Annotated in this window: 26 protein-coding genes; 11 read left to right on the forward strand and 15 right to left on the reverse strand. The window is 62.4% G+C overall.

Features of this window, described 5'->3' with window-relative positions:
- The first annotated feature begins 8 nt into the window (after nucleotides 1–8).
- Nucleotides 9–545, forward strand: a complete 537-nt coding sequence (locus tag EN807_RS09060; RefSeq protein ID WP_135934675.1) for a DUF934 domain-containing protein — start codon at nucleotides 9–11, stop codon at nucleotides 543–545.
- 137 nt (nucleotides 546–682) lie between these two features.
- Nucleotides 683–1,303, forward strand: coding sequence for a DJ-1/PfpI family protein (locus EN807_RS09065; RefSeq protein WP_023797428.1), 621 nt, complete (start codon nucleotides 683–685; stop codon nucleotides 1,301–1,303).
- Nucleotides 1,304–1,347: 44 nt separating this feature from the next.
- Here EN807_RS09065 and EN807_RS09070 read toward each other — a convergent pair whose 3' ends face one another.
- Together EN807_RS09070 and EN807_RS09075 are read right to left on the reverse strand one after the other, a co-directional pair.
- Nucleotides 1,348–2,370 carry a fatty acid desaturase gene (locus EN807_RS09070; protein ID WP_135934676.1) on the reverse strand — a complete coding sequence of 341 codons (1,023 nt, stop codon included), beginning with the start codon at nucleotides 2,368–2,370 and terminating at the stop codon, nucleotides 1,348–1,350.
- A gap of 149 nt (nucleotides 2,371–2,519) precedes the next feature.
- Nucleotides 2,520–2,756 (reverse strand): hypothetical protein, encoded by a 237-nt coding sequence (locus tag EN807_RS09075; RefSeq protein WP_135934677.1) that lies wholly within the window; start codon nucleotides 2,754–2,756, stop codon nucleotides 2,520–2,522.
- Nucleotides 2,757–2,994: 238 nt separating this feature from the next.
- On the opposite strand from EN807_RS09075, the gene grpE reads away from it, so the two are divergent.
- Both grpE and EN807_RS09085 read left to right on the forward strand, forming a co-directional pair.
- Nucleotides 2,995–3,630 carry a nucleotide exchange factor GrpE gene (gene grpE / locus EN807_RS09080; protein WP_127319844.1) on the forward strand — a complete coding sequence of 212 codons (636 nt, stop codon included), beginning with the start codon at nucleotides 2,995–2,997 and terminating at the stop codon, nucleotides 3,628–3,630.
- A 113-nt stretch (nucleotides 3,631–3,743) separates the two neighbouring features.
- The gene (locus EN807_RS09085; RefSeq protein ID WP_095520339.1) at nucleotides 3,744–4,376 is read left to right on the forward strand and encodes a trimeric intracellular cation channel family protein; all 633 of its coding nucleotides are present in this window, start codon (nucleotides 3,744–3,746) and stop codon (nucleotides 4,374–4,376) included.
- Nucleotides 4,377–4,454: 78 nt separating this feature from the next.
- Here EN807_RS09085 and EN807_RS09090 read toward each other — a convergent pair whose 3' ends face one another.
- From EN807_RS09090 to sppA, 11 genes are all read right to left on the reverse strand, one after another.
- On the reverse strand, nucleotides 4,455–5,342 hold the full coding sequence (locus EN807_RS09090) for a GNAT family N-acetyltransferase (RefSeq protein ID WP_135934678.1): 888 nt from the start codon (nucleotides 5,340–5,342) through the stop codon (nucleotides 4,455–4,457).
- Nucleotides 5,343–5,506: 164 nt separating this feature from the next.
- A complete protein-coding gene (locus EN807_RS09095) occupies nucleotides 5,507–7,795 on the reverse strand; it encodes a PAS domain-containing hybrid sensor histidine kinase/response regulator (RefSeq protein ID WP_135934679.1) in 2,289 nt (762 codons plus the stop codon).
- A 110-nt stretch (nucleotides 7,796–7,905) separates the two neighbouring features.
- On the reverse strand, nucleotides 7,906–8,895 hold the full coding sequence (locus EN807_RS09100; RefSeq protein ID WP_135934680.1) for an MDR family oxidoreductase: 990 nt from the start codon (nucleotides 8,893–8,895) through the stop codon (nucleotides 7,906–7,908).
- A 52-nt stretch (nucleotides 8,896–8,947) separates the two neighbouring features.
- Nucleotides 8,948–9,448: a signal peptidase II gene (lspA, locus tag EN807_RS09105; RefSeq protein ID WP_135934681.1), complete on the reverse strand. Its 501-nt coding sequence runs from the start codon at nucleotides 9,446–9,448 to the stop codon at nucleotides 8,948–8,950.
- An 8-nt stretch (nucleotides 9,449–9,456) separates the two neighbouring features.
- Nucleotides 9,457–10,314 carry an RNA methyltransferase gene (locus tag EN807_RS09110; protein WP_135934682.1) on the reverse strand — a complete coding sequence of 286 codons (858 nt, stop codon included), beginning with the start codon at nucleotides 10,312–10,314 and terminating at the stop codon, nucleotides 9,457–9,459.
- Nucleotides 10,314–11,360 carry a class I SAM-dependent rRNA methyltransferase gene (locus EN807_RS09115; RefSeq protein ID WP_135934683.1) on the reverse strand — a complete coding sequence of 349 codons (1,047 nt, stop codon included), beginning with the start codon at nucleotides 11,358–11,360 and terminating at the stop codon, nucleotides 10,314–10,316. The genes EN807_RS09110 and EN807_RS09115 overlap by 1 nt, the downstream gene beginning before the upstream one ends.
- Nucleotides 11,361–11,449: 89 nt before the next feature.
- Nucleotides 11,450–11,887 carry a DUF1772 domain-containing protein gene (locus tag EN807_RS09120; protein WP_246684041.1) on the reverse strand — a complete coding sequence of 146 codons (438 nt, stop codon included), beginning with the start codon at nucleotides 11,885–11,887 and terminating at the stop codon, nucleotides 11,450–11,452.
- 271 nt (nucleotides 11,888–12,158) lie between these two features.
- Nucleotides 12,159–13,148 (reverse strand): ornithine cyclodeaminase family protein, encoded by a 990-nt coding sequence (locus EN807_RS09125; protein ID WP_135934685.1) that lies wholly within the window; start codon nucleotides 13,146–13,148, stop codon nucleotides 12,159–12,161.
- 93 nt (nucleotides 13,149–13,241) lie between these two features.
- Nucleotides 13,242–13,574: a LapA family protein gene (locus tag EN807_RS09130; protein WP_135934686.1), complete on the reverse strand. Its 333-nt coding sequence runs from the start codon at nucleotides 13,572–13,574 to the stop codon at nucleotides 13,242–13,244.
- Between the two features lie 76 nt (nucleotides 13,575–13,650).
- The gene (locus tag EN807_RS09135; protein ID WP_006200394.1) at nucleotides 13,651–13,935 is read right to left on the reverse strand and encodes an integration host factor subunit beta; all 285 of its coding nucleotides are present in this window, start codon (nucleotides 13,933–13,935) and stop codon (nucleotides 13,651–13,653) included.
- 70 nt (nucleotides 13,936–14,005) lie between these two features.
- Complete coding sequence (gene sppA / locus EN807_RS09140; protein WP_135934687.1) at nucleotides 14,006–14,959, reverse strand: signal peptide peptidase SppA; 954 nt, start codon at nucleotides 14,957–14,959, stop codon at nucleotides 14,006–14,008.
- Between the two features lie 319 nt (nucleotides 14,960–15,278).
- Here sppA and lptC point away from each other — a divergent pair, with 319 nt between their 5' ends.
- The 6 genes from lptC (at nucleotide 15,279) to ptsN (ending at nucleotide 20,534) form a co-directional block, all read left to right on the forward strand.
- The gene (gene lptC / locus EN807_RS09145; protein WP_135934688.1) at nucleotides 15,279–15,992 is read left to right on the forward strand and encodes an LPS export ABC transporter periplasmic protein LptC; all 714 of its coding nucleotides are present in this window, start codon (nucleotides 15,279–15,281) and stop codon (nucleotides 15,990–15,992) included.
- Nucleotides 15,979–16,596: an LptA/OstA family protein gene (locus EN807_RS09150; RefSeq protein ID WP_127315953.1), complete on the forward strand. Its 618-nt coding sequence runs from the start codon at nucleotides 15,979–15,981 to the stop codon at nucleotides 16,594–16,596. Before lptC ends, EN807_RS09150 begins: the two co-directional genes overlap by 14 nt.
- Complete coding sequence (gene lptB / locus EN807_RS09155; RefSeq protein ID WP_135934689.1) at nucleotides 16,596–17,414, forward strand: LPS export ABC transporter ATP-binding protein; 819 nt, start codon at nucleotides 16,596–16,598, stop codon at nucleotides 17,412–17,414. The genes EN807_RS09150 and lptB overlap by 1 nt, the downstream gene beginning before the upstream one ends.
- Nucleotides 17,415–17,603: 189 nt before the next feature.
- Complete coding sequence (rpoN, locus tag EN807_RS09160) at nucleotides 17,604–19,133, forward strand: RNA polymerase factor sigma-54 (RefSeq protein WP_135934690.1); 1,530 nt, start codon at nucleotides 17,604–17,606, stop codon at nucleotides 19,131–19,133.
- Between the two features lie 267 nt (nucleotides 19,134–19,400).
- Complete coding sequence (raiA, locus tag EN807_RS09165; protein ID WP_065010135.1) at nucleotides 19,401–19,985, forward strand: ribosome-associated translation inhibitor RaiA; 585 nt, start codon at nucleotides 19,401–19,403, stop codon at nucleotides 19,983–19,985.
- 84 nt (nucleotides 19,986–20,069) lie between these two features.
- Nucleotides 20,070–20,534 (forward strand): PTS IIA-like nitrogen regulatory protein PtsN, encoded by a 465-nt coding sequence (gene ptsN / locus EN807_RS09170; protein WP_023797448.1) that lies wholly within the window; start codon nucleotides 20,070–20,072, stop codon nucleotides 20,532–20,534.
- Between the two features lie 72 nt (nucleotides 20,535–20,606).
- Here the strand turns inward: ptsN and EN807_RS09175 are convergent, their stop codons facing one another.
- Both EN807_RS09175 and EN807_RS09180 read right to left on the reverse strand, forming a co-directional pair.
- Nucleotides 20,607–20,864: a DUF1150 family protein gene (locus EN807_RS09175; protein WP_127315950.1), complete on the reverse strand. Its 258-nt coding sequence runs from the start codon at nucleotides 20,862–20,864 to the stop codon at nucleotides 20,607–20,609.
- 155 nt (nucleotides 20,865–21,019) lie between these two features.
- The gene (locus EN807_RS09180; RefSeq protein ID WP_127315949.1) at nucleotides 21,020–21,445 is read right to left on the reverse strand and encodes an Hsp20 family protein; all 426 of its coding nucleotides are present in this window, start codon (nucleotides 21,443–21,445) and stop codon (nucleotides 21,020–21,022) included.
- Nucleotides 21,446–21,588: 143 nt separating this feature from the next.
- Here EN807_RS09180 and EN807_RS09185 point away from each other — a divergent pair, with 143 nt between their 5' ends.
- On the forward strand, nucleotides 21,589–22,530 hold the full coding sequence (locus EN807_RS09185) for a nucleoside hydrolase (protein WP_135934691.1): 942 nt from the start codon (nucleotides 21,589–21,591) through the stop codon (nucleotides 22,528–22,530).
- The last annotated feature ends 2 nt before the right edge of the window (nucleotides 22,531–22,532 follow it).

The following is a 22,532-nucleotide window of genomic DNA, read 5'->3' on the forward strand; positions in this document are numbered from 1 at the left end:
ATTTTTTGATGACCGAACTGACGCCGGAGACTGTTACCCGCCTCTGGACCCCGAAGGGTTTTAGCGAGGACGAGTGGACTCATGCCGAGAGTGCCGACGCGCTGTCCGGCAATGGCCGCTTCATCCTGCCGCTGCAGGCGTTTCTCAACCTCGACCCAGCGGCGCGCCGGTCGGCGAAGGAACGTCTGGGCGTGCTGCTTCAGCCCGGTGACCAACTCGAAAAAATCGCCGACCTGCTCGACCAGATATCGCTGGTGGCGTTGGCCTTCCCGGCTTTCAGTGACGGCCGTTCCTTCTCCAAGGGAGAACTGCTGCGCAGCCGCTACCATTTCGAGGGCGCGGTTCGCGCCACCGGGCAGGTTCTGGTCGACCAGCTACCGCATATGCTGCGCCTCGGCTTCGACGAGTTCGAAGTGTCGCATCCGGTGCTTTTGAAACGGCTCGAGGAAGGCCGCACCGGCGGCCTGTCGCTGTATTATCAGCCGACCGAGAAGCCGGAGGCCAAAGGCCCTAAATATTCCTGGCGGCGGGTGCGCGCCGGCTGATCGCCTGCGAGAGCAGATCGCCGCATCTGGTCCGGCCACCTTGCAGATTCAGTCTTTTATTTTCGGTGCCCGGCCCCTAGGATAGGCTTATTATTTCGCGCTCCGAAATAAATATCGCCGCTAAGGGAGGAACCGGAATGGCTGGTAAGAAGATATTAATGCTCGTTGGCGAGTTCAGCGAGGAATACGAGATTTTCGTCTTTGAACAGGCCATGCATGCGGTTGGCCACACTGTCCATGTCGTCTGCCCTGACAAGAAGGCGGGCGATATCTTGAAGACTTCGCTGCACGACTTCGAGGGCCACCAGACCTATACGGAAAAGCTCGGCCACGACTACATCCTCAACAAAACCTTTTCCGAGGTGAACCCGGCCGAATACGACGCCGTCTATGCGGCGGGCGGGCGCGGCCCGGAATATATCCGCATCGACAAGCGCGTGCAGGCGCTGGTGCGGCATTTCCACGAGACCGGCAAGCCGATCTTCACCATCTGCCATGGCGCGCAGATCCTGATGGCGGTCGACGGCGTGCTGCGTGGCAGGGAAGTCGCGGCGCTGCAGTATTGCGAGCCGGAAGTCACGCTCGCCGGCGGCACCTACATCGATGTCGCGCCGACCGGCGCCCATGTCGACGGCAATCTGGTATCGGCCAAGGGTTGGCCGGGCCTCGCCGCCTTTATGCGCGAATGTCTGAAGGTGCTCGGCACCGAGATCCGCCACGGCGAGATCCTGATGCGCGACGAACGCAAGGCGGCTTGAGCCAGGTCTTGGAAAACCGCCGCACCTGTGGTGCGGCGGTGCGTTTACGCAGTCATCCGCGCTTCGCGAAACGACACCAGCTTGCTGCGGCTCTCATCCCACAGCGCCAGCTTGACGCAGCGCAGGCTGTCGAGAAGCGTGACGCGGCCGATTTCGCGCAGTTCCGGATAGTCCCTCAGGACCTCCTGCAGTCGATAGCACGGCACCTTGGCGGAGAGGTGATGCACGTGATGGACGCCGATATTGCCGGTGAACCAGTTCAGCACCGGCGGCAGGTCATAATAGGACGAGCCGTGCAGGGCGGCGTGCTGAAACTCCCATTCGGAGTCCTTTGCCCACTCGGTCTCTTCGAACTGGTGCTGGACGTAGAACAGCCAGATGCCGGCGGAACCGGCCAGAACGACGATGGGCAAATGGACAACCAGGAACGCTTCGAAGCCGACGAACCAGACGAGGGCGGCGGCGGCGACCGCGATGGCCACGTTGGTGGCCATTGACGACACCCAGGGCGTGAGGCCGCCTCGCATCATGCCGACCGGCAGTCTCTGCTCAAAGATGAAAAGCCAAATGGGGCCGAGGCCGAACATGACGAGCGGGTGGCGATAGAGACGATAGGCAAGGCGGCCCCGCCAGGACATTTGCCGATATTCCGCGACAGTCAGCGTCTTGATATCGCCCGTGCCGCGCTCATCGAGATTCCCGGCGCTGGCGTGATGGGTGGCGTGGGCACGCCGCCAGCAATCGTAGGGCGTCAAGGTCAGGATGCCCAGCCCGCGGCCTATCCAGTCGTCGGCGGTGCGGTTGGCGAAGAAGGAACCGTGGCCGCAATCGTGCTGGATCATGAAGATCCGCACCAAAAAGCCGGCGGCCGGAAGGATGAGGATCAGACCCCACCAATGACCATGGGCATAGGCAACCGAGGACAGTGCCCATAGCGTGGCAAAGGGAACGAGGGTGATGGCAAGTTCGACGGCGCTGCGCCGCCTGTCAGGTTTCTTGTAGCGCGCCAGGATCTTCAACCAGGCACGTTTGCTATTCGCCACAGCTTCGGGGGAAATCATGTTCATCAGGAATCATAGACAGACCATTCCGTCGCCGCAAGGCAGGGATCACGCAGAGTTACTGCGCGTAATTGTCGCGCGACTCGCAAGGTGCTGCAATGTGGAAGGGCATGCTTGGTTTCCGGCGGCGCGCAACGACAGGCGAATGTGTTGGTCTACCGCCGGTGGCCACCGGCGGCTACGCTGCTCTCGATGCCGTCCAGGCGGTCGAGCAATTCCCTGAAACGATCGGGAATGTCGTTCTCCGTCCGGAACGCCGGCAGCGCACGCAGAAAGCGCGTCGTTGCCTCGGTGCCGAACTGGCGCCTGATGCCGGCCGCGAGCCTTTCACGTCTTTCGTCGTTGTTGCGGGCGCGATTCTTGTTATGGTCGCCGTTGTTGCGGGTCGTCATCTCAAAATCCTGTGTCGGCTTCGAAACTCTTCCAGCAGACGAATGGTTCCCCCATCGCAGCATCTTGGCAAGCAAAGCCGGCGGTTACAGTAAAATTTGAATTAATATCGAAAGGTCTTCATGATGCGTCGTCGAAGCGCGGGCGGCCTCTTCAGTACCGCTTGCCCCTTGATTTTTGGCCGCCAAACCTCGATATCGGGCACAAAATCCACATCATTCGAAATGACGGGAAACGGCGATGAGCGACCAGGCAAAAGACGAACGCGCGCCCGATGAAGCCGAGACGACCGGGGCTGCTACCGAACATACGGAAGGCAGCGTCGACGGCGACTACGAGGCGCTTGTGCGGCTGCTGAAGGAAAACGACGAGTTGAAGGACCGCGCGCTCCGCGTCGCGGCCGAGATGGAGAATCTGCGCCGCCGTACCGCCCGCGATGTGCACGACGCGCGTGCCTACGCCGTTGCCAATTTCGCCCGGGAAATGCTGTCGGTGTCGGACAATCTGCGCCGCGCGCTGGATGCGATTCCGGCTGAGGCCAAGGCGTCGGGCGATGCCGGCTTCAAGGCGTTGATCGAGGGTGTCGAGCTCACCGAGCGCGCCATGCTATCGGCGCTGGAGCGGCACGGGGTGAAGAAGCTCGAGCCGGAGGGCGAGAAATTCGACCCGAATTTCCACCAGGCGATGTTCGAGGTGCCCAATCCGGATGTGCCGGCCAACACAGTGGTCCAGGTCGTGCAGCCAGGCTATTCGATCGGCGAGCGGGTGTTGCGGCCGGCCATGGTCGGCGTTGCCAAGGGCGGTCCCAAGCATGTGGCTGGTGAAGCGCCGGTCGAGCCAGGGCCGGTGAATGAGCAAGCTGAGAAGGATGCGTGAATAGGCAGAAAGGGAGTAGGGCAGTAAGGGACTAGATAGAGGAGCCGTACCAATCGTGCGGCTTCATGCTATTCATACTCCCTATTCACCCACTCCCTTACTCCCCTATGTCCTTGAACCCAATCGAGCTTCTCGACTATGCCGGCGTCGCCGTTTTCGCGGCGACCGGTGCGCTGGCCGCCTCGCGCAAGCAACTCGACATTATCGGTTATCTGTTCCTGGCCAGCGTCGCCGGCATCGGTGGCGGCACGTTTCGCGACGTCATCCTCAACGTGCCGGTGTTCTGGGTCGGAAACCGCGACTATGTGCTGATCTGCGCGGCGGTGGCGGTCTTGGTCTTCTTCAGCGCACACCGTGTCGAATCCCGCTACAAATTGCTGCTCTGGCTAGACGCCATCGGCCTTGCCGCCTTTTCGGTGATGGGCGCGGCCAAGGGGCTGGCGATCACCGGCTCGCCGGCGGTTTCGATCGTTACCGGCATGCTCACCGCCACCCTCGGCGGCATTCTTCGCGATCTGTTGACCGGGGAGCCTTCAGTGCTGTTGAGACCGGAGATCTACGTTACCGCAGCACTTGCGGGCGCCGCTCTCTACACGCTTGGTGATTTTGCCGGGCTGCCCCCGCTCGCCTCGGGCCTGGCAGGCTTCATGGCTGCTTTCTGCGTGCGTGGCGGCGCGCTCAAATTCGGCTGGGCTTTTCCGTCCTACAAGAGCAGGCCTGGTCGGCGACCGGAAGATATTCCGTGAAATGAGAAGGAGTAGCAATAGCGCGAGTTGGCGGAACTCCCGCTACTCGCTACTTCCTATTCGCTACCCCCTGGAAACTCACGCGGCGAAGCGCTGGGCTTCCCCGCCATAATAGTTGACGTAGCGGGCGCCGATCTCCTGGACCGGCATCACTACGAACACGTCGACCGTCGAGAATTCGCGATCGATGACGCAGCCGTCGCCGATGCGCGCGCCGACGCGCAGATAGCCCTTGACCAGCGGCGGCATCGCCGCGATCGCGGCCTTGGCGTTGACCGCCTCGATCGGCATCAAATCCATGGAACAGTAGCGCCCGGCGACCGCACGCACGTCCCAAGCCGAATTCGTCCGGCAGTGATGGGCGAGATAGGTTAGCGCTTCGGCGTGCGCCGCCGGCACGATCCCGTGGAACGAAGCGCAACCGGTCATCACGCCGATCCCGTAATGGTTGATATAGGCCCAAATACCTTGCCAGAGCGCCTCGATGGTGCGCTTCGAGCGGTATTCCGGCAAGACGCAGGAGCGGCCGAGCTCAAGGAAACGCTGGCCGGGGTGGCGGGCGATAAGATTGGTCAGCTCGAATTCGCCCTCGGAATAGAAGCCGCCGGCCGCTGCCGCGATTTCCTGCCGCAGCAGGCGGTAGGTGCCAACAATGCGGCGATGCTCGGGACCGGACAGTGACGTGTCGAAGACGAGCAAATGATCACAAAGCGGATCGAAATGGTCGGCGTCGCGGCGGTCCTGCACCTGGAACAGGTTCTTCCTGGCGCCAAGCTCGTCATAGAACACCCGATAGCGCACTTCCTGCGCGGCGGCGATCTCGGCCTCGTTGCGGGCGAGCCGCACTTCGAGGTTGCCGATACGGCCGAGCGCTTCGCCTTTTGTGACGGCATCGACGTTCCGCCCGGTGAGCAAAGCACCGCTGCCGTTCGGCCGAGCGTCACATTCCGGCATAACTGTATGCACGAGTGATTCTCCTTCGAGCCATCCCTCTTGGCACGGGGATACGGTGTAGGTGCAACAGGATTGTGACAGTACCGTGATACGGTGCTGCGGGCAATACTTCGTCGGCTGGGTAATCCTTCAACCGGCTATGTTACGCGGGGAAGTCAGGAAGGACAGCCGGCGGATCACGCGGCCACGTGGCCCTCGATCGCATGGACAAGCGCGTCGGGGTCGAGCGGCTTGGTGACGAAGCCGCTGGCGCCATGGGCGAGCACGGCGTGGCGGGTCTTTTCCTGACTGTCCGCCGAAAGTACCATGATCGGAACCGGCAACGCGGCGGTTTCCTCCTCATGCCGGCGGATCGCGGCTATGGCGTCCAGCCCGTCCATGACAGGCATGTGCAGGTCCATCAGCACCACGTCGAAGCGGTGCTTGTGGCCGGTGCCAGTGACGGCCTCGACGGCGGCCTTGCCGTTGCCGACCACTTTCACGCGATGCCCGGCCTTCAGCAGCGTGGCGCGGGCAAGCATGGCGTTGATGTCGTTATCCTCGGCGATCAGCACCGACAGGCCCTGCTGGGGGCTGCCAATGGCGCGGACGGATGGTGCGCCGCGCTTTTCCGGCTGTGGCTGGGTGAGGGCAGGTACGCTGCGGGTCAAAAGCACGCGCAGCAACGTTTCGCCACGCACCGGCCTTGCCAGGAAAGTGGCGTAGCCGCTGGCGCGGAACTCGCTCAGCATGCCGCGGTCGGTCGGCGCGATCAGCGTGATCGCCTCGCAATCGGCAAAGCCGCTCTGGCGAAGGCGGTTGAGCAATCTGCCGTCGCCCTCCTCCATGGCCGCATCGACCAGGAGTACTTCGCAGCCTTCTGCGAAGGACGCTGCCTGCGCGGCGGTCGCGGCCAGATCGACCTTGCCGCCATTGGCGCGGATGGTGCGGGCGATGGCGTCGGCCTCGATGGCGTTATTCGACAATATCACTGCGCGCAGCCCTGACAGCACATTCTGGCGGGTCTGCGGCGGCTCGGTGGCCGATATTGCAGGGATCTCGAAGACGAACTCGGAGCCTTGGCGGAGCCGGCTCGAAACCGAAATCGTGCCGCCCATGGCGATTACCAGGCGCTTGGAGATGGCAAGACCAAGCCCGGCGCCGCCATGCGCGCGGGTCGACGTGCCATCAGCCTGTTCGAATTCCTCGAAGATACGGTCCATATCGTCCTCGTGCAGGCCGGGACCGGTATCGGCGACGGTGAAGCATATGCGGTCGGTGGTTTCGGTGCGGGTACGAGCGATGCTCACCAATACGCCGCCGCTGTCGGTGAATTTGATCGCGTTGCCGATCAAGTTGAGCAGCACCTGCCTGACCCTTCCCGGATCCGCGGTGATCATCTGCGGCACGTCGGGTTCGACATGGCAGCCAAGGCCGATATTCTTGGCGAAGGCGCGCGCCGCCAAGAGTTCGACGATGTTGTCGGCGATCTCGCGCACCGACATTGGCTGCGGTTCGGGATCGAAGCGGCCGGCCTCGATCTTGGAATAGTCGAGCAGATCTTCGATCAGCGCCAGCAGCGCGCTGGCCGAGGTCGAGACGGCGCCGACATAGGTCCGTTGTTCGGGTGAGAGATTGGTGTCCGCCAGCAGCCTGGCCATGCCCATGATGCCGTTCATCGGCGTGCGGATCTCATGGCTGACGGTGGCGAGGAAGCGCGATTTGGCCTGGCTTGCATATTCGGCTCGCTCACGGGCGGTGATCAGCGACGATTCGGCATGCTTGCGGGCGGTAATGTCGCGGGCGATGGCGCGATGCGAGACGGCGCCGCTCTCCTTGTCGCGCACGGACAGTTCGATCCATGAGAACCAGCGCGGGCCGCTCGGCGTGCTAATGGCGACGTCGGTGGAGCTCAGGCATTCGTGGTCGGAAAAAGCGGCATCGGGAACGATGCCGACGTCGATGCCGAGTTCGGCCAGGGTCCTGCCGGCAAGATCGCGCTGGTCGGCTCCGACAAGATCGGCGAAAACCTTGTTGGCATAGACGATATGGCCGTTACGGTCGCGGTGGACGACGAGATCGCCAAGCGCGTCGATCAGCCCGTGGAAGCGTTCCTCGCTCTCCTGCATCTCCCACATGCGGTCGGCCAGGGTCTCGACCTCGGCGCGGCTGCGAGCTGCGGTCTCGCCAAGGATGGCAACCGTGCGACGCTCCGTGCGCCTGGCACGCAGATGCAAGGCGAGACCGGCCATGCCGGTCGCCAAGAGGCCAACGGTGATGAAGATCGGCGCGCCGGTCAGGTGCGACAGCCCTGCCAGCACGACGATGCCGACAAGCGTCAGGAACGGCAGGCCTTCGCGATTGGCGGCGGGCAGTTCGGGCGCCAGTGGCGGCGCTGCGATATTCTGCCGCCTTGGCGCCTCCGGGCCGATCTCGTCGACGCTTTCGGCGCTCTCTGTTTCTCTGATGCCGGATTCCGTGATCATGCGGAATCCTTGCCAGACAGAAATTATGGAAAATTGCGGCCGATCGTTCGAATTTTATCGGTCGCGCGGTTTTTTGCCTTTCTTTCGTGCAAAACGGCAGACGCCAGAACTCACATATCCACCACTACGCGGCCACGGATCTTGCCCTCGACGATGTCGTGCGCGGCGTCGATGATGCCGTCAAAGCCGATGGTCGTGGACAGGCTGGCGAGCTTCTGGAGGTCGAGGTCCGTGCCGATGCGGCGCCACGCCTCCATGCGGACCGGCTTTGGCGCCATCACCGAATCGATGCCGAGCAGGCAAACGCCGCGCAGGATGAACGGGGCGACGCTCGCCGGCAGATCCATGCCGCCTGCAAGGCCGCAGGCGGCGACGGCGCCGCCATAGGAGGTCATCGAAAGGACGTTGGCCAGCGTGTGACTGCCGACCGCATCGACGCCGCCGGCCCAGCGTTCCTTGGCGAGCGGCTTTGCCGGCTGGGCAAGCTCGTCGCGCGAAATCACTTCCGCAGCACCCAAGTCGATCAGGTAGGGGCTTTCAGCGCTGCGGCCGGTCGAGGCAATGACATGATAGCCGAGGCTGGACAGGATCGAGACCGCGACCGAGCCGACGCCGCCGGCCGCGCCCGTCACCACCAACGGGCCGCGATCGGGCACGATGCCGTGCCGTTCCAGCGCGATGACGCAAAGCATGGCGGTGTAGCCTGCGGTGCCGATCGCCATGGCATCATGCGGGCTCATGCCCTGAGGCAGCGGCACCAGCCAGTCGCCCTTGACTCGGGCGCGCCCGGCATAGGCGCCAAAATGCGTTTCGCCGACGCCCCAGCCGTTCAATATGACCTTGTCCCCCTTGCGCCAGTCGGCATGGGAAGACGAGATGACGGTGCCGGCGAAATCAATGCCCGGCACCAGCGGCCAGCGGCGGATCACCGGCGCCTTGCCTGATATGGCGAGCCCGTCCTTGTAGTTCACCGTCGTCGCCTCGACGGCGACGGTGACATCGCCTTCCATCAGGTCGGCCTCGGTGAGGTCGGTCACCGCGACCGACTGCTTCTTCTCGGCATCGCGCGAAACGAGGATGGCTTTGAAGGTTTTGGGCATGTCTTCTCCTCGGGCTTTTCGAATGGCCACTGTATGGCGGCAGAAGGCCAGGTCAGTCGCTTGAGGGCTTGGCCTCGCGCCGCCAACCGATGAGTTCGTCGAAGACGACCACCACCGCGCCGACCGCGATGAAGGCATCGGCGAGGTTGAAGATGGCAAAGGACCATACCGGGGTGTGGAACAGGATATAGTCGATCACGTGACCATAGGTAGCGCGGTCGAACAGATTGCCGAGCGCGCCGCCGACGATCAGCGCGAAGCCGATGCGGGTAAGCACGTGGCTGGGCGGGGTGCGCGCCGCCAGATAGAGCACGAATGCGACGACGAAAGCGGCGATGACCACCAGGCCGGTGTCGCCGAAGGACGAAAACATCGAGAAGGCAATGCCGGTGTTGTAGGTGCGGTACAATGCCAGGAACGGCACAAGATCGACCTTTTCCTGGAAGGCGAGGCCGGTCTCGACCAGATATTTCACCCACTGGTCGAGCGCTATCGCGGCTGCGACCAGCAGGATGTAGGGGAACCACGATTTTGCCGTTTGAGATTTCACCATTTGGGATGTCACGGTCTGGCGTCCTCCGGGGCAAGTTTCAGCGCGCCGCGCCGGATCTCGAAAAGCATAATACCGGTGGCAACCGCGAGATTGAGCGAATCGGCCCGGCCGGCCTGAGGAATCCGCAGCAATCTGTCACAGCTTTCGGCTAGGCTTTCGGGCAGGCCCTGCTGTTCGTTGCCCATCATCAGCAGCACCGGGCTTTCGGAAAAGTCGACCGAGCGGTAATCGACCGCACCTTTCAGATGTGTGCCGGCAACGAGGCCAGGAAAGCTTTTTCGCCACGCGAGGAAGGCGTCCGGCGTCGCCTTGGCGACCGGCACGGCGAAGATCGAGCCCATGGTGGCGCGCACGGTCTCGACGGAAAAAGGATCGGTGGTCTCGCCGACCAGTATGACGCCCTTGGCGCCAACGGCATCGACGGTGCGGATGACGGTGCCGAGATTGCCTGGGTCGCGCACGCGGTCGAGCGCCACCCAGACGTCGCCGTCTCGAGCGCGGATGTCCTTCAGCGGCAGGAACTTCTGCGAAAAGACGCCGACCACCATTTGCGGGTTATCGCGGCGGGTGATGGCGACGAGCACTTTTTCCGAAACTTCGAGCACGGTGCCGCCGGCGGCAACCGTGCGCGCCGCGACCTTTTCGACTGCCGCGTTGCCGCGTCCGGCCTTGGCGAAGACCAGCGTCCGGATCGACCAGCCGAGGTCGAGCGCATCGATGACCAGCTTCAGCCCCTCGGCCATGAAGGCGTTCTGCTGGTCGCGGAATTTCTTCAGGGCGAGAGCCTTGATGTCCTTGATCAACGGATTGGCGAGGCTGGTGACCTCTTTCACCTGCCCTGGCGCGCCGGCGTGCCGCTCGCTCATCAGGCCACCCAGCGCGAGAACAGCGACGTCGACAGCGCCCGGCCGGCGGATTTCTCGCGGATGATCAGTTCGCCGGATTCGACCGTGCCGCCCATGCCTGCGAAAGTGTCGCGCATTAAGGCATGGATGGCGAAGAAGGAGGCGCGGATCGAATAGGCGGTCAGCACGACAGCAAGCGGCTTCGGCGTTAGGATCGAGCGGCAGAGGTCGGTCAGATCAGGCAGGTCCTCGAACAATTGCCAGACCTCGCCCTTGGGGCCACGGCCATAGGCGGGCGGATCGAACAGGATGATGTCGTAGCGGCTGCCGCGGCGCTCCTCGCGCTCGGCGAATTTCATGGCGTCATCGATGATCCAGCGGATCGGCTTTTGCGACAGGCCCGCCATCTCCTGGTTCTCCCTAGCCCAGCCGATCGCCTTCTTGGACGCATCGACATGGGTGACCTCGGCGCCGGCGCGCGCCGCCACCAGCGAGGCAAGGCCGGTATAGCCGAACAGGTTCAGCACCTTGACCGGTCGCTTCGCCGCCGCGATCAGCCCGGCCATGTGGTCCCAGTGCGAGGCCTGCTCGGGGAAGACGCCGACATGGCGAAACGAGGTGAAGCGGCCGAGATAGTCGATGCCGTCATGCTTCATCGGCCAGGTCTCGCCGAGCGGCGTCTTGGGGAAGCGCCAGCGGCCGATGCCTTCCTCGTCGGTGTCGCCGGTGAAAATTGCGTCGGCGCGATCCCAGTTTTCGGCCGGCAACGCTTTTTGCCAGATCGCCTGGCCTTCGGGCCGGACGATGCGATAGGGCCCGTACTGCTCGAGCTTTTGACCGGCGCCGCTGTCGAGCAGCGCATAGTCGGCGTTGGGCGCCACTTCGAGGATCAGCGGCAGGTGTTCGGCGGGCAGGGCGCCGTCGCGGCGGGAAATGACGTGCGGCGCGGCTTTCGGCTCGGTGCGGTTGCCCGATGCTGTGCCGGTTGCGCGCGGCGCCTGTTCCGCCCCGCCCTTTGCGAGCTGATGCGAGCGGCTGTCGCGGCGTTTGTCGCGAAAAGGTTTCAAGAAGAGCATCTCCGGGGCGACTTGGCCCGCTTCTGCCACAGCACATTCACCGGTGCAACAAACGCGGTCGCTGGACATTTCCGAAACGGTCAGCCGCGCCTGATCCAAAGCAGGGCGACAACCAGCGATACGAAACCGACGGCCTTGAAGCCGGCGACGATCATATGGCCGGTTTCCCAGCGCAGTCGGATCGCTTCGAAATTTTCCGGGATCGGTCCAGGCACCCAGGTGGCCAGAATATCGTTCGCCGGCTTGACGAGAGCAAACCACATCGCAAGAGACACCGCATAGAGCACGGCAGCGGCCAACGTATACCAGAACGCCGGACGGTCATTGCGCAGCATCCATGCGAGCAGTCCCGGACAGCCGATCGCGGCCACGTCCAATGGCGCGCCAATGACGGCAAACAGCTGGAACTGGGCGTTGAAGACAGTCGTCTCGCGCCAGAGAGAAGGTGACCACTTCGTCAGCCGAGGAGCCGATTCCAGGACATGGGCGAAGGATGGTCCAAGGCTGAGCGCAGCCATGACGCCGGCCAAGATGGACCAGAACAACAGGAACCCGCGTATCTCCATAACGCCCGAACAACGGCTCGACGCCGGAGACGTTCCCGACGATCGGAACAGGGGAGTAGGGGAGTAGGGGAGTAGGGGAGTAAGGGAGTAGGGGAGTAGCGGAGTAAGAGAGTAAGTGAATAGGGGAAACATGACTGGCACGAAGCCGCAAGATTGGTACGGCTTCCCTACTTCCCTACTTCCCTACTTCCCTACTTCCCTACTTCCCTACTTCCCTACTTCCCTACTTCCCTACTTCCCTACTTCCCCTACTTCCCAGCGCCTTGTACACCGCAATGCCGGCGGCGAGGTCTTCGAGGGCTGCGCCGACCGATTTGAACAGCGTGATCTCACCGGGGCTCTGCCGGCCCTTCTTCTGGCCGCGTGCCAATTCATGCAGGTCGGCGACGATGGCTTGCGGCTTCAGCACGCCCGAGGCCAGCGGCTGGACGATATCGCCCGCCTCCTTGGCGGCGCCTGCCCGGGTATCCACGTAGACGCGAGCACGCGCAATCGCATCGTCGTCGCTTTCGCGCATGACCGGCGTGAAGCCGCCGACCAGATCGACATGGGTTCCCGGCTTCAACAGCGCGCCCTTGATCAGCGGCGTGGTCGTGATGGTCGCCGACGAAACGATGTCGGCCTGGCCGAGTTCGGCGTCGAGATCGTTCGCGGCGGTGGCCGCCAAGCCCTCGGCGCGCAATTCCGCCGCAACCTTTTCGGCATTGGCCGGTGTGCGGTTCCAGATGCGGATGGCGGTGATCGGCCGCACCGCCGAATGCGCCCTGGCGAGGAACGGCGACAGCGCGCCGGCGCCGACCACCAGCAGCCGCTCAGCGTCCTCGCGGGCCAGATAGGAAGCGGCCAGCGCCGAGGCGCAGGCCGTGCGCCACTGCGTCAGCCGCTGGCCATCGATCATGGCTTCAGGCTCGCCGGTCGCGCCGTCGAGCAGGAGGTAAAGCCCCATCACAGCGGGTTTGCCTACGGTGTTGTTGTCGGGCGACACCGTGACGATCTTGACGCCGATATGGCCGCCTGCCGACGTGCCGGCCGCATTGAAGTCGGTCCAGGCAGGCATCAGGAGCAGCGTCGAGGCCGCGCCGTCGGGCCGTTCGACCGTATGGTGATGCCTGACCGGTTGTACCGCGCCATCGCGAAAGGCCGCGCGCAGCGTCTCGACCAGGCCGGGAAAGGTCAGCGCTTGATCGACCTCGGCCGCCGAAATGGTCAGCATGGGAAACTCCGTGGAGAGAAATACGCCTAACGCTAACCGAAAATGGTACAGCGTTCTTTGCGCGTCCCAAAGGACGTGCGGCGCTGTGTTGGCTCAGCTGGTCGGCTTCGGCAAGGCGGGGCCTTGTGGCGCCGCCGGTGCGCGGCTGACTGCCTGGCGCAGGTTTTCGGCCTCGACGCCGCGCTGGCGCGCCAGCTTGCGATAGCGGCCCTGCTTGACCCAAGTCGCCAGGCTGCCGACGATCATGCCGATGGCGAGAGCCAGGAACAGGAAGATGAAAAGCGGCAGCGTCACCGTCAGCGCCGGATTGCCGGGGTTGAACGGGTCCAGGGTGAAGGCAACCGGATCTCGGTTGGCGACGGCCAGCGCGATCAGAATGACGGCCAGCGGCACGAAGACCACGATGAGCATGAAGCGATTGAACATGGAATTCCCTGTCGAAGGCGGGCCCTACCGCAGGCCTACTGAAAAGGCCGGCATGCTGCACGAGCTCGCGCGGCGCCTATTTGCCGCCGTTCAGCCTTTCACGCAATTCCTTGCCGGTCTTGAAAAACGGCACCCATTTCTCCTCGACCTCGACGGATTCGCCGGTGCGCGGGTTGCGGCCGGTGCGGGCGGGGCGGTTTTTCACCGAGAAAGCACCGAAACCGCGCAGCTCGACCCGGTTGCCTTCGGCAAGCGCGTCGGTGATCTCGTCGAAAATCGCGCCGACGATGTTTTCGACGTCGCGCAGAAAAAGGTGCGGGTTGCGTGTGGCAATGATCTGCACAAGTTCGGATTTGATCATGAGAAGGCTCCCCGTGAAAACGCTGCAGTCAAAATTATGAGGATGATTTTATTTGCTTTTTTCACTCGTCTCAAGGGTGCCAGACGGAAACGAGACCGTCAAGAAACAAGCGGTCGGCACCAAGTTCGTGAATGATCTCGCCGCCATAGTCGGGCAGGCCGAGCGCACTGCCAATGGTTCGCGCCATCGCTTTCGAGAACAGGAAGCCGCCGCTTTCCGCGTCCTTCCACTCCACCACCTTGAGCTTGGCGTCGACGCCCTTGGTCGCGAGCCAATCGATCGCTTCGGTCTCGCCGCCGACCGCGTCGATCAATTTGTTGGCAACAGCCTGCCGGCCGGTGAAGATCGACCCGTCGGCCAGGGCCAGTGCCTCCGGCTTGGTCATGTTGCGTCGTTCGGCGACGACGCCGACGAACCAGTCGTAGCTATCCAGGATGAGCTTGCGGACCATGGTGCGCTCGTCGTCATTGGTCGGCTTGAAAGGCGATGGCGAGGCTTTCAACGGCGAGGATTTCACTTCCTCGAGCTTGATGCCGAGCTTGTCCATAAGGCCGCTGACGTCCGGATACTGGATCAGCACGCCTATCGAGCCGACGATCGACGATTTGCGCGCGACAATATGATCGGCCGCGGTGGCGATCATATAGCCCGCCGATGCGGCCAGCGTGCCGACCTCGGCCACCACCGGCTTCTCGGCGGCCAGCTTGCGCACTGCCTCGTAGATCGATTCGCCCCCGACGGTGGTGCCGCCCGGTGAATCGATCGACAGGATCACCGCTTTCACCCTCGAGGATTGACGGATGGTCTCCAGTTGTTTGATCAGGTCTTCGTCTTCGGTGATGGTGCCCTCGATCTTGACCTTGGCTATATGGTCGACCGCCGTGCCGGTGAAGTCGTCACCGTAAATCCAGCTCGAAAAGGCAATCAGCCCGGCTGCTGCGACAACGAGCGCTGCAACGCGCCAGAATGTCAGCTTGCGGCGCAAGCGGCGGCGGTCGATCAGGTCGTCGGCTCTCAGTGCCATGGTCAGCCTCATAGTCGGTGGAAGCAGATGCTTTTAAAGCAACCATCCGCGCCCGGCTACCGATTCCTGACGAGCTTGCGCCAAAGACAGGTCTCGACGTTCGCGAACCGGGGTTTCAAGAGACGTCAAGACCAATCCACAGGCCCCTAACGCTGCCCGCCTGTATCTGGTATGACATGCAAGTTGTGCCGGTTTCATTTTCGTTTGTGCAACAGCAACCGTCACACTTTTGCGGTTTTCCTCCGCTTGTGCTTGCTTGAGGGCGCCGGCATCCCACCTATAGGGGTGCTTGGCGGCAGGGGTTTAAAAGAAAGCAGTTATGTTAGCGCGACCGATCGAACCGACCAACACCGAGACGGAGTTGGCTCCCCCGGACGTAGGCCCGGCGCGGGTCGACGCCTTCGGCATTGCCCAGCGCCATTCGCGCCGCGTGCGGATATTGAAGCTGGCGGTGCCGATGGCCGCTGCCGCGATCGCGGTCGCCTTCCCGGTCTATTCCTATCTCGCGGCGCCTGGCTCAATCCAGGTCCAGGCCGACGGCAGCGCCTTCGCCAATGGCAAGCTGGTGATGGCCAATCCCAAGCTCAACGGGTTCACCAAGCAGAAACTGCCCTATTCCATGACGGCTTTGCGCGCCATACAGGACGTGACCAAGCAAGGAATCATCAACTTGGAGGGCATCGACGCCAAGCTGCCGATATCGACCGACAATGTGGCGGCCATCAATGCCTCGCACGGCACCTATAATCGCGACGGCAACACGATGAGCCTGACCAGCGATGTCACCATAACCACCACCGATGGCTTGGCGGCAAAATTCAAATCAGTCTTTCTCGATATGGGCAAAGGCACTATGAAGACGAACGATCCGGTCGACGTCAGCCGCGGCGGGTCGCGGATCACCGCAGAGTCGATGTCGATCCAAGACAACGGCAAGATCGTGGTTTTCGAGAACAGAGTGCGTGTCAACATCGATCCCGCCAGCTTGAAGGCGGCAGAGGCAATGAGCGGAGAATCCAATGCGGTTCAGTAGTTCGACACGGCTCATGGCCGCAGCTTCGGCGTTGCCGGCCCTTGGGTTGGCTTTGGGGCTGGTCCTGGGGTTGGGGACGGCGCCGGCTCTGGCGCAGTCCAAGGCCACCAGCCAACTGTCGGGCCTCAAACTGTCCGGCGACAAGCCCATCCAGATCGAAAGCGATAAGCTCGAGGTCCGCCAGGCGGATAGCGTCGCGGTGTTCACAGGCAATGTAAGCGTCGTCCAGGGTCCGACCTTGCTCAAGGCCGGCAAGATGACGGTCTATTACGTCAAGGACGCCGACGCTGACGCCAAGGATGCGCAGGCCGCAGGTGCCGCGATGACCGGCTCGGCCAACATCGACCGCCTGGAGGTCGCCAACAAGGTCTATATCAAATCGGACGACCAGGTCGCCACCGGCGACAGCGGCACCTTCGACATGAAGACGGAAGTGCTGGTGCTTTCAGGCAGCAAGGTCGTGCTTTCGCAAGGTGACAATGTACTGGTCGGCTGTAAGCTCACCGTGCAGATGAAGAGCGGCCTGGCTCAGGTCGACGCCTGCGGGGGCCGCGTGATGATGTCGATCACGCCGCCGGCGAAGTCGGGAGCGGCGAACCCCTGATGGTCGACGTAGCATCGCTGATGGCGCGTCTTCCAGGACGCGTCGCCAGCAAACTTGCGGCACCGGCCACGGTCAGCGTCGACCAGGTAAAGTTCAAGGGAACCTTGATCGCCAAGGGCCTGACCAAGAGCTACAAGGGCCGCAAAGTTGTCAGCGGCGTGACGATCGGCGTGCGCGCCGGTGAGGCGGTCGGACTGCTCGGTCCCAACGGCGCCGGCAAGACGACCTGTTTCTACATGGTCACCGGCCTTGTGCCGGTCGACGAAGGCACAATCGAAATCGATGGCTTCGATGTCACCTCGATGCCGATGTACCGCCGCGCCCGCCTCGGCATCGGCTATCTTCCTCAGGAAGCGTCGATCTTTCGCGGCTTGAGCGTCGAGCAAAACATCCGTGCCGTGCTCGAAGTGGTCGAAAAGAACCGCGAAAAGCGCGAACACAGTCTCGACGAACTGCTCGATGAGTTTCACATCAGCCATCTGCGCAAAGCCCCGTCGCTGTCGCTTTCCGGCGGCGAGCGGCGGCGCCTTGAAATCGCGCGCGCACTGGCGACCCGCCCCGCATACATGCTGCTCGACGAACCTTTCGCTGGCATAGATCCGATCGCCGTCGCCGATATCCAGCAACTCGTGCGCCATCTGACGGCGCGGGGCATCGGCGTGCTCATCACCGATCACAATGTTCGCGAGACGCTCGGCCTGATCGATCGCGCCTACATCATCCATGCCGGCCAGGTGCTGACCCATGGCCGGGCCGATGAAGTGGTCGCAAACCCGGATGTGCGGCGGCTTTATCTCGGTGAGGGATTTACACTCTAAGCGGGAAAGCTCACCTCAAAACGCGATTTTGGCGCGAGACGAGCCTTTTTCTCCGATTTCTCGTCCAGATAAAGCACCGACAGGCGAGTTTTGATCGCCGTCGCCTTGACAAGCAAAAGCCGGGCCAGTTTCTATGCCCGACTCCTTCCGGCAGTCCGGATGCGCAGACAGGGCGTTAGAAACCGAACCATGGCGTTGGCGGCAAAACTACAACTACGACAGTCCCAGTCGCTGGTGATGACGCCGCAACTCATGCAGTCGATACGGCTGCTGCAGTTCACCCACATCGAACTGGAACGCTTCATTGACGACGAGATCGAGCGCAATCCTCTGCTCGATCGCGCCGAGCCGCAGGACGATGCCGTCAACGACCAGGCGACCCAGAAGATCGATGCCGCGCCGGAAACGGCTACCGACGGCGACTGGTTCGAGAAGGAAACGGCGTGGAGCGCCGAGGCGATCTCGGAAAAGCTCGATACTTCGCTGGAAAACCTGTTTCCCGACGACCCCGGCGCCAGCGAGCGGCTCGGTCCCGACCTGACGGCTCAATGGAAGTCGGTCTCCGGCAACGGTTCCGCGTCCTCTTCCGACGGCTTCGATGTCGGAGACATGGCCGCCGCCGCCATCACGCTGCGCGAGCATGTCGGCGAACAGGTTGCGCTTGCCTTCGCCGACCCGGCAGCACGCCTGATCGCCAGCGAACTGGCCGATGGTCTCGACGAGGCCGGCTATATGCGCGCCGACATGGCCGAGATCGCCGCCCGTCTCGGCACCGACCGAGCGGCGGTGGCGAATGCGCTCGCGGTCTGTCAGACATTCGAGCCCGCCGGCATCTTCGCCCGCGACCTCGCCGAATGCCTGTCGCTGCAGCTTGCCGTCCGCGACCGGCTAGACCCGGCGATGAAGGCTTTGATCGCCAATCTCGAACTCTTGGCGCGGCGCGATTTCCAGACCCTGAAACGGATTTGTGGGGTCGACGAGGAGGATCTGCTCGACATGCTGGCCGAGATACGTGCGCTCGATCCGCGCCCGGGCATGGCGTTTTCGGGGGGCGCCAGCGACGCGATCATCGCCGATGTCGAAGTGCGGACGGCTAATGACGGAAGCTGGGTGATCGATCTCAACCCCGAAACGCTGCCGCGCGTGCTGGTCGACCATATCTATTTCGCCCAGGTTTCACCGCATGCGAAAAACCAGACGGAAAAGGATTTCCTGGCGGAATGCCTGCAAAACGCCAACTGGCTGACGCGCAGCCTCGACCAGCGGGCAAAGACCATTCTTAAGGTTGCCTCAGAAATCGTGCGCCAGCAGGACGCCTTCCTCGTCCATGGCGTGCGTCACCTGAAGCCGCTCAACCTGCGCACGGTGGCCGACGCCATCGGCATGCACGAATCGACCGTCAGCCGGGTCACCGCCAACAAATACATGCTTACGCCGCGCGGCGTGTTCGAACTGCGCTATTTCTTCACCGCCTCGATCGCTTCGTCGGGTGGCGGCGATGCGCATTCGTCTGAAGCGGTGCGCGACCGCATCAAGCAGTTGATCGATGAGGAGAAACCTGCCGACGTGCTTTCCGACGACGCGATTGTGGATATGTTGCGGGAAAGTGGCGTCGATATCGCCAGGCGCACGGTCGCCAAGTATCGGGAGGGCATGAATATTCCCTCGTCGGTGCAGCGGCGGCGTGAAAAACGCGCTTTGGCCAGCGCCGGACGTTGATCTCCGACGGAATTTCCACAACTTTCGCACTTCATTGACAAGCCGCAATGAAGTGGCTAGAAGCCCGCCCGCATGGGACGGGCTACTGCCCGCATGCGGATGGTCCGTCACGACTTCGGCCACGGGACGGTCAAGTAGGCGGCTTGTGATCAACCGGAAAGTTCGGATTTAAAATCGGCGCAAGTGACGCCGCAAAGCTTGTGCGCACAGACCACGGGTATAAACTCGGGACAGTTTGAAGCCTGAGCAAGGAAGGTCAGTTTTCAGATGACACTGCGCATATCAGGAAAACACATGGACATCGGCGATGCGTTCCGTACGCGCATCAACGACCGTGTCGGAGAAGTGATCGGGAAATATTTCGATCGGGGCTTTTCAGGGCAAATTGTAGTCGTCAAATCGGGGTCGCGCTACACGGCCGATTGCATGATCCGGCTGGATTCCGGCGCTTCGCTGCAGGCGACCGGTGAAGCCCAGGATCCGACGCTCGCTTTCGAGGCGGCGGCGGATCGCCTCGAAACCCGCCTTCGGCGCTACAAGCGTCGGCTGAAATCACATAATTCAGGCAATGCCAACGGCGAGCTCACCGACATCGCCTATACGGTGATGGCGCCGCTTGCCGACGACGACGAGGAAATACCGGAGAATTTCGCGCCAGCCATCGTCGCCGAATCAACCATGACGCTGCGGACCATGTCGGTGGCGTCAGCCGTGATCGAGCTCGACACCAAGGACAGCCCGGTTCTCGTCTTCCGCAATGCCGGAACCGAGCATCTCAATATCGTCTATCGCCGGCCGGACGGAAATATCGGCTGGATCGACCCGTCTACGACCAAGGTCGCGCAGGGATGACGGCCAAGGCCGCACTGGGATAAGGCACCAAGCCGCACGCGAGAGTGAGGGCTGGCGACGGTAGGCGAACAAGGGATTTCAAGTATGGATCTGAGCGATCTTATCAACGTTCCGGCAATCTTGCCGGCGTTGAAGGCGAACTCCAAGAAGCAATTGCTGCAAATGCTGTCTGAAAGGGCGGCGGCGATTGCCGGCATTCCGGAACGGGAGGTGTTCGACACCATCCTGCAGCGTGAACGGCTGGGCTCGACCGGTGTCGGCAACGGCATTGCCATTCCGCATGGCAAGCTGGCGGGGGTGAAGCGGATCGCCGGGGTTTTCGCCCGGCTGGAGACGCCGGTTGATTTCGAGGCGCTGGACGACCAGCCGGTCGATCTGGTGTTCCTGCTTTTGGCGCCCGAAGGCGCCGGCGCGGACCACCTCAAGGCGCTGTCGCGCATCGCGCGGGTGCTGCGCGACGCCGACACGGTGGCCAAGATAAGGGGCACCCGCGACGCCGCCGCGATCCACGCGCTTTTGTCGGACACGCAGGCCTCGCATGCAGCCTGAGCTTTTTTGATCAGATCCGTTGAAGGGCCGCCGTGAGCGGCCCTGTCCGTTTCCAACCAGATCGCTGCGCCGTTAGTGGATGGCGACGGGGGTCAGGTCGTTTTCCAGGGCGCCAGCCAGCGCTCTTTCACGAGCGTCTGAAAGCAGGATCGGCTGGCCATTGGCGGCAAACAGGGCCCACAGTTCCAGGCCGGGCGCGATTTCGCCGAGGCCCGGGAAACGGCCACGGAGATCGTCGCTCGACACTTTCCTGAGATAGGCGACCGAGCCCTCGCCGAGATGGGCGAATTCACCGCTGGTCATGATGAGGTTTTCGTCAGTTCTGGTCATTTAAGCCTCCTTGCCGCGAGGACGCCGTTCAAGGCCGCCTCGCATGAGAGCCATTAGAGCGCCGTGTGTCCAATTGGACGCTCTAACACTTCAATTTGCTGCATCGTGCTTTCGGAAAATCGACTCCGATTTTCCGGCCGATGCAGTGGTAAAGATCAGTCTTTCACCGATATGTTTATTTTTCGTACCAGCCGTTCGGACTCAGGCCGATCGAGATCGATCGACAAAAGGCCGTTCTTCAGCTCCGCCGCGATCACCCGCATGCCGTCGGCCAGCACGAAACAGCGCTGGAACTGGCGCGCGGCAATGCCGCGATGAAGAAATTCGCGCTCGGTATCGTCGTTCTGACGGCCGCGCACCACTAACTGGTTCTCCTCCGTGGTCACATCGAGATCGATTTCCGCGAAACCGGCGACAGCGAGCGTGATACGCAGCCTTTCGGCCTTGCCGTCGGCACCGCTGAGGCGCTCGATGTTATAGGGAGGGTAGCTGTCACCCGACTTCGCCAAACGTTCCAGAGTCTTTTCCATGGCGTCGAAACCCAGGAGCAGCGGGCTGGAAAAAGGCGTCATTCGGCTCATGTTACACTGTCCTCTCAAGAGCGACATAAAGTGGAAAAACCCAGATGGCATTTTTCCCGATGGTCTTGATATGGTCCGCCCCGCGGTCAAGTTCAAGCCGTTAAAAGCCCCGCCCAAAAAGACTCCCCAAACAAGGAATTGAAATGCCCCAATCCCGCAAGATCATCATCGACACGGATCCCGGCCAGGATGATGCCGTCGCCATATTGCTGGCACTCGGCAGCGCCGAGCTGGAGATCGTCGGTATGACCGCCGTTGCCGGCAACGTGCCGCTGAGGCTCACCGAAAAGAACGCACGCAAGATCTGCGAACTGGCCGGCAGGCCAGACATCAAAGTCTATGCCGGCGCCATCCGCCCGCTGGCACGTGAACTGGTCACCGCCGAGGAGGTGCATGGCGAGACCGGTCTCAATGGACCGCAATTGCCCGAACCGACAATGAAGCTGCAGGACCAGTATGCCGTCGATTTCATCGTCGAGACACTGATGAAGGAAGAGAGCGGCACGATCACGCTCTGCGCGCTCGGACCGCTCACCAACATAGCGCTGGCGCTGATCCGCGAGCCGAAGATCGCGCCGCGCATCAAGGAAATCGTGCTGATGGGCGGCGGCTTCTTCGAAGGCGGCAATGTCACCCCGACCGCCGAATTCAACATCTATGTCGACCCGCATGCCGCCGATGTCGTGTTCAAATCCGGCATTCCGATCGTCATGATGCCGCTCGACGTCACCCACAAGGCGCTGACCACGGCCAAGCGTACCCAGGCCTTCCGCAAGCTCGGCACCAGGGTTGGCACGGCCACTACAGAGATGCTGGAATTCTTCGAGCGCTTCGACGAGGAGAAATACGGCACCGATGGCGGACCGCTGCACGACCCTTGCGTCATCGCCTATCTGTTGAAACCGGAGCTGTTCAGCGGCCGCAACTGCAACGTTACCGTGGAAATCACCTCGGAACTCACCATGGGCATGACCGTGATCGACTGGTGGGGCGTGACCAAGCGGCCCAACAACGCCATGGTGATGCGCGACATCGACCACGATGCGTTTTTCGCGCTGCTGCTGGAAAGGCTGGGGCGGCTTTAGGG

Source organism: Mesorhizobium sp. M5C.F.Ca.ET.164.01.1.1 (genome assembly GCF_004792125.1).
Classification (GTDB): Bacteria; Pseudomonadota; Alphaproteobacteria; order Rhizobiales; family Rhizobiaceae; genus Mesorhizobium; species Mesorhizobium wenxiniae.

Coding starts and splice junctions, on each gene's coding strand:
- EN807_RS09185 (WP_135934691.1), top strand. CDS start 21,589: ATGCCCCAATCCCGCAAGATCATCATCGACACGGATCCCGGCCAGGAT.
- EN807_RS09130 (WP_135934686.1), bottom strand. CDS start 13,574: ATGTTCAATCGCTTCATGCTCATCGTGGTCTTCGTGCCGCTGGCCGTC.
- EN807_RS09175 (WP_127315950.1), bottom strand. CDS start 20,864: ATGACCAGAACTGACGAAAACCTCATCATGACCAGCGGTGAATTCGCC.
- EN807_RS09100 (WP_135934680.1), bottom strand. CDS start 8,895: ATGCCCAAAACCTTCAAAGCCATCCTCGTTTCGCGCGATGCCGAGAAG.
- rpoN (WP_135934690.1), top strand. CDS start 17,604: ATGGCGTTGGCGGCAAAACTACAACTACGACAGTCCCAGTCGCTGGTG.
- sppA (WP_135934687.1), bottom strand. CDS start 14,959: ATGGCACTGAGAGCCGACGACCTGATCGACCGCCGCCGCTTGCGCCGC.
- EN807_RS09120 (WP_246684041.1), bottom strand. CDS start 11,887: ATGGCTGCGCTCAGCCTTGGACCATCCTTCGCCCATGTCCTGGAATCG.
- ptsN (WP_023797448.1), top strand. CDS start 20,070: ATGGATCTGAGCGATCTTATCAACGTTCCGGCAATCTTGCCGGCGTTG.
- EN807_RS09150 (WP_127315953.1), top strand. CDS start 15,979: ATGCGGTTCAGTAGTTCGACACGGCTCATGGCCGCAGCTTCGGCGTTG.
- grpE (WP_127319844.1), top strand. CDS start 2,995: ATGAGCGACCAGGCAAAAGACGAACGCGCGCCCGATGAAGCCGAGACG.
- EN807_RS09135 (WP_006200394.1), bottom strand. CDS start 13,935: ATGATCAAATCCGAACTTGTGCAGATCATTGCCACACGCAACCCGCAC.
- EN807_RS09075 (WP_135934677.1), bottom strand. CDS start 2,756: ATGACGACCCGCAACAACGGCGACCATAACAAGAATCGCGCCCGCAAC.
- EN807_RS09125 (WP_135934685.1), bottom strand. CDS start 13,148: ATGCTGACCATTTCGGCGGCCGAGGTCGATCAAGCGCTGACCTTTCCC.
- lptC (WP_135934688.1), top strand. CDS start 15,279: ATGTTAGCGCGACCGATCGAACCGACCAACACCGAGACGGAGTTGGCT.
- EN807_RS09180 (WP_127315949.1), bottom strand. CDS start 21,445: ATGAGCCGAATGACGCCTTTTTCCAGCCCGCTGCTCCTGGGTTTCGAC.
- lptB (WP_135934689.1), top strand. CDS start 16,596: ATGGTCGACGTAGCATCGCTGATGGCGCGTCTTCCAGGACGCGTCGCC.
- lspA (WP_135934681.1), bottom strand. CDS start 9,448: ATGGTGAAATCTCAAACGGCAAAATCGTGGTTCCCCTACATCCTGCTG.
- raiA (WP_065010135.1), top strand. CDS start 19,401: ATGACACTGCGCATATCAGGAAAACACATGGACATCGGCGATGCGTTC.
- EN807_RS09065 (WP_023797428.1), top strand. CDS start 683: ATGGCTGGTAAGAAGATATTAATGCTCGTTGGCGAGTTCAGCGAGGAA.
- EN807_RS09060 (WP_135934675.1), top strand. CDS start 9: ATGACCGAACTGACGCCGGAGACTGTTACCCGCCTCTGGACCCCGAAG.
- EN807_RS09070 (WP_135934676.1), bottom strand. CDS start 2,370: ATGAACATGATTTCCCCCGAAGCTGTGGCGAATAGCAAACGTGCCTGG.
- EN807_RS09110 (WP_135934682.1), bottom strand. CDS start 10,314: ATGAGCGAGCGGCACGCCGGCGCGCCAGGGCAGGTGAAAGAGGTCACC.
- EN807_RS09095 (WP_135934679.1), bottom strand. CDS start 7,795: ATGATCACGGAATCCGGCATCAGAGAAACAGAGAGCGCCGAAAGCGTC.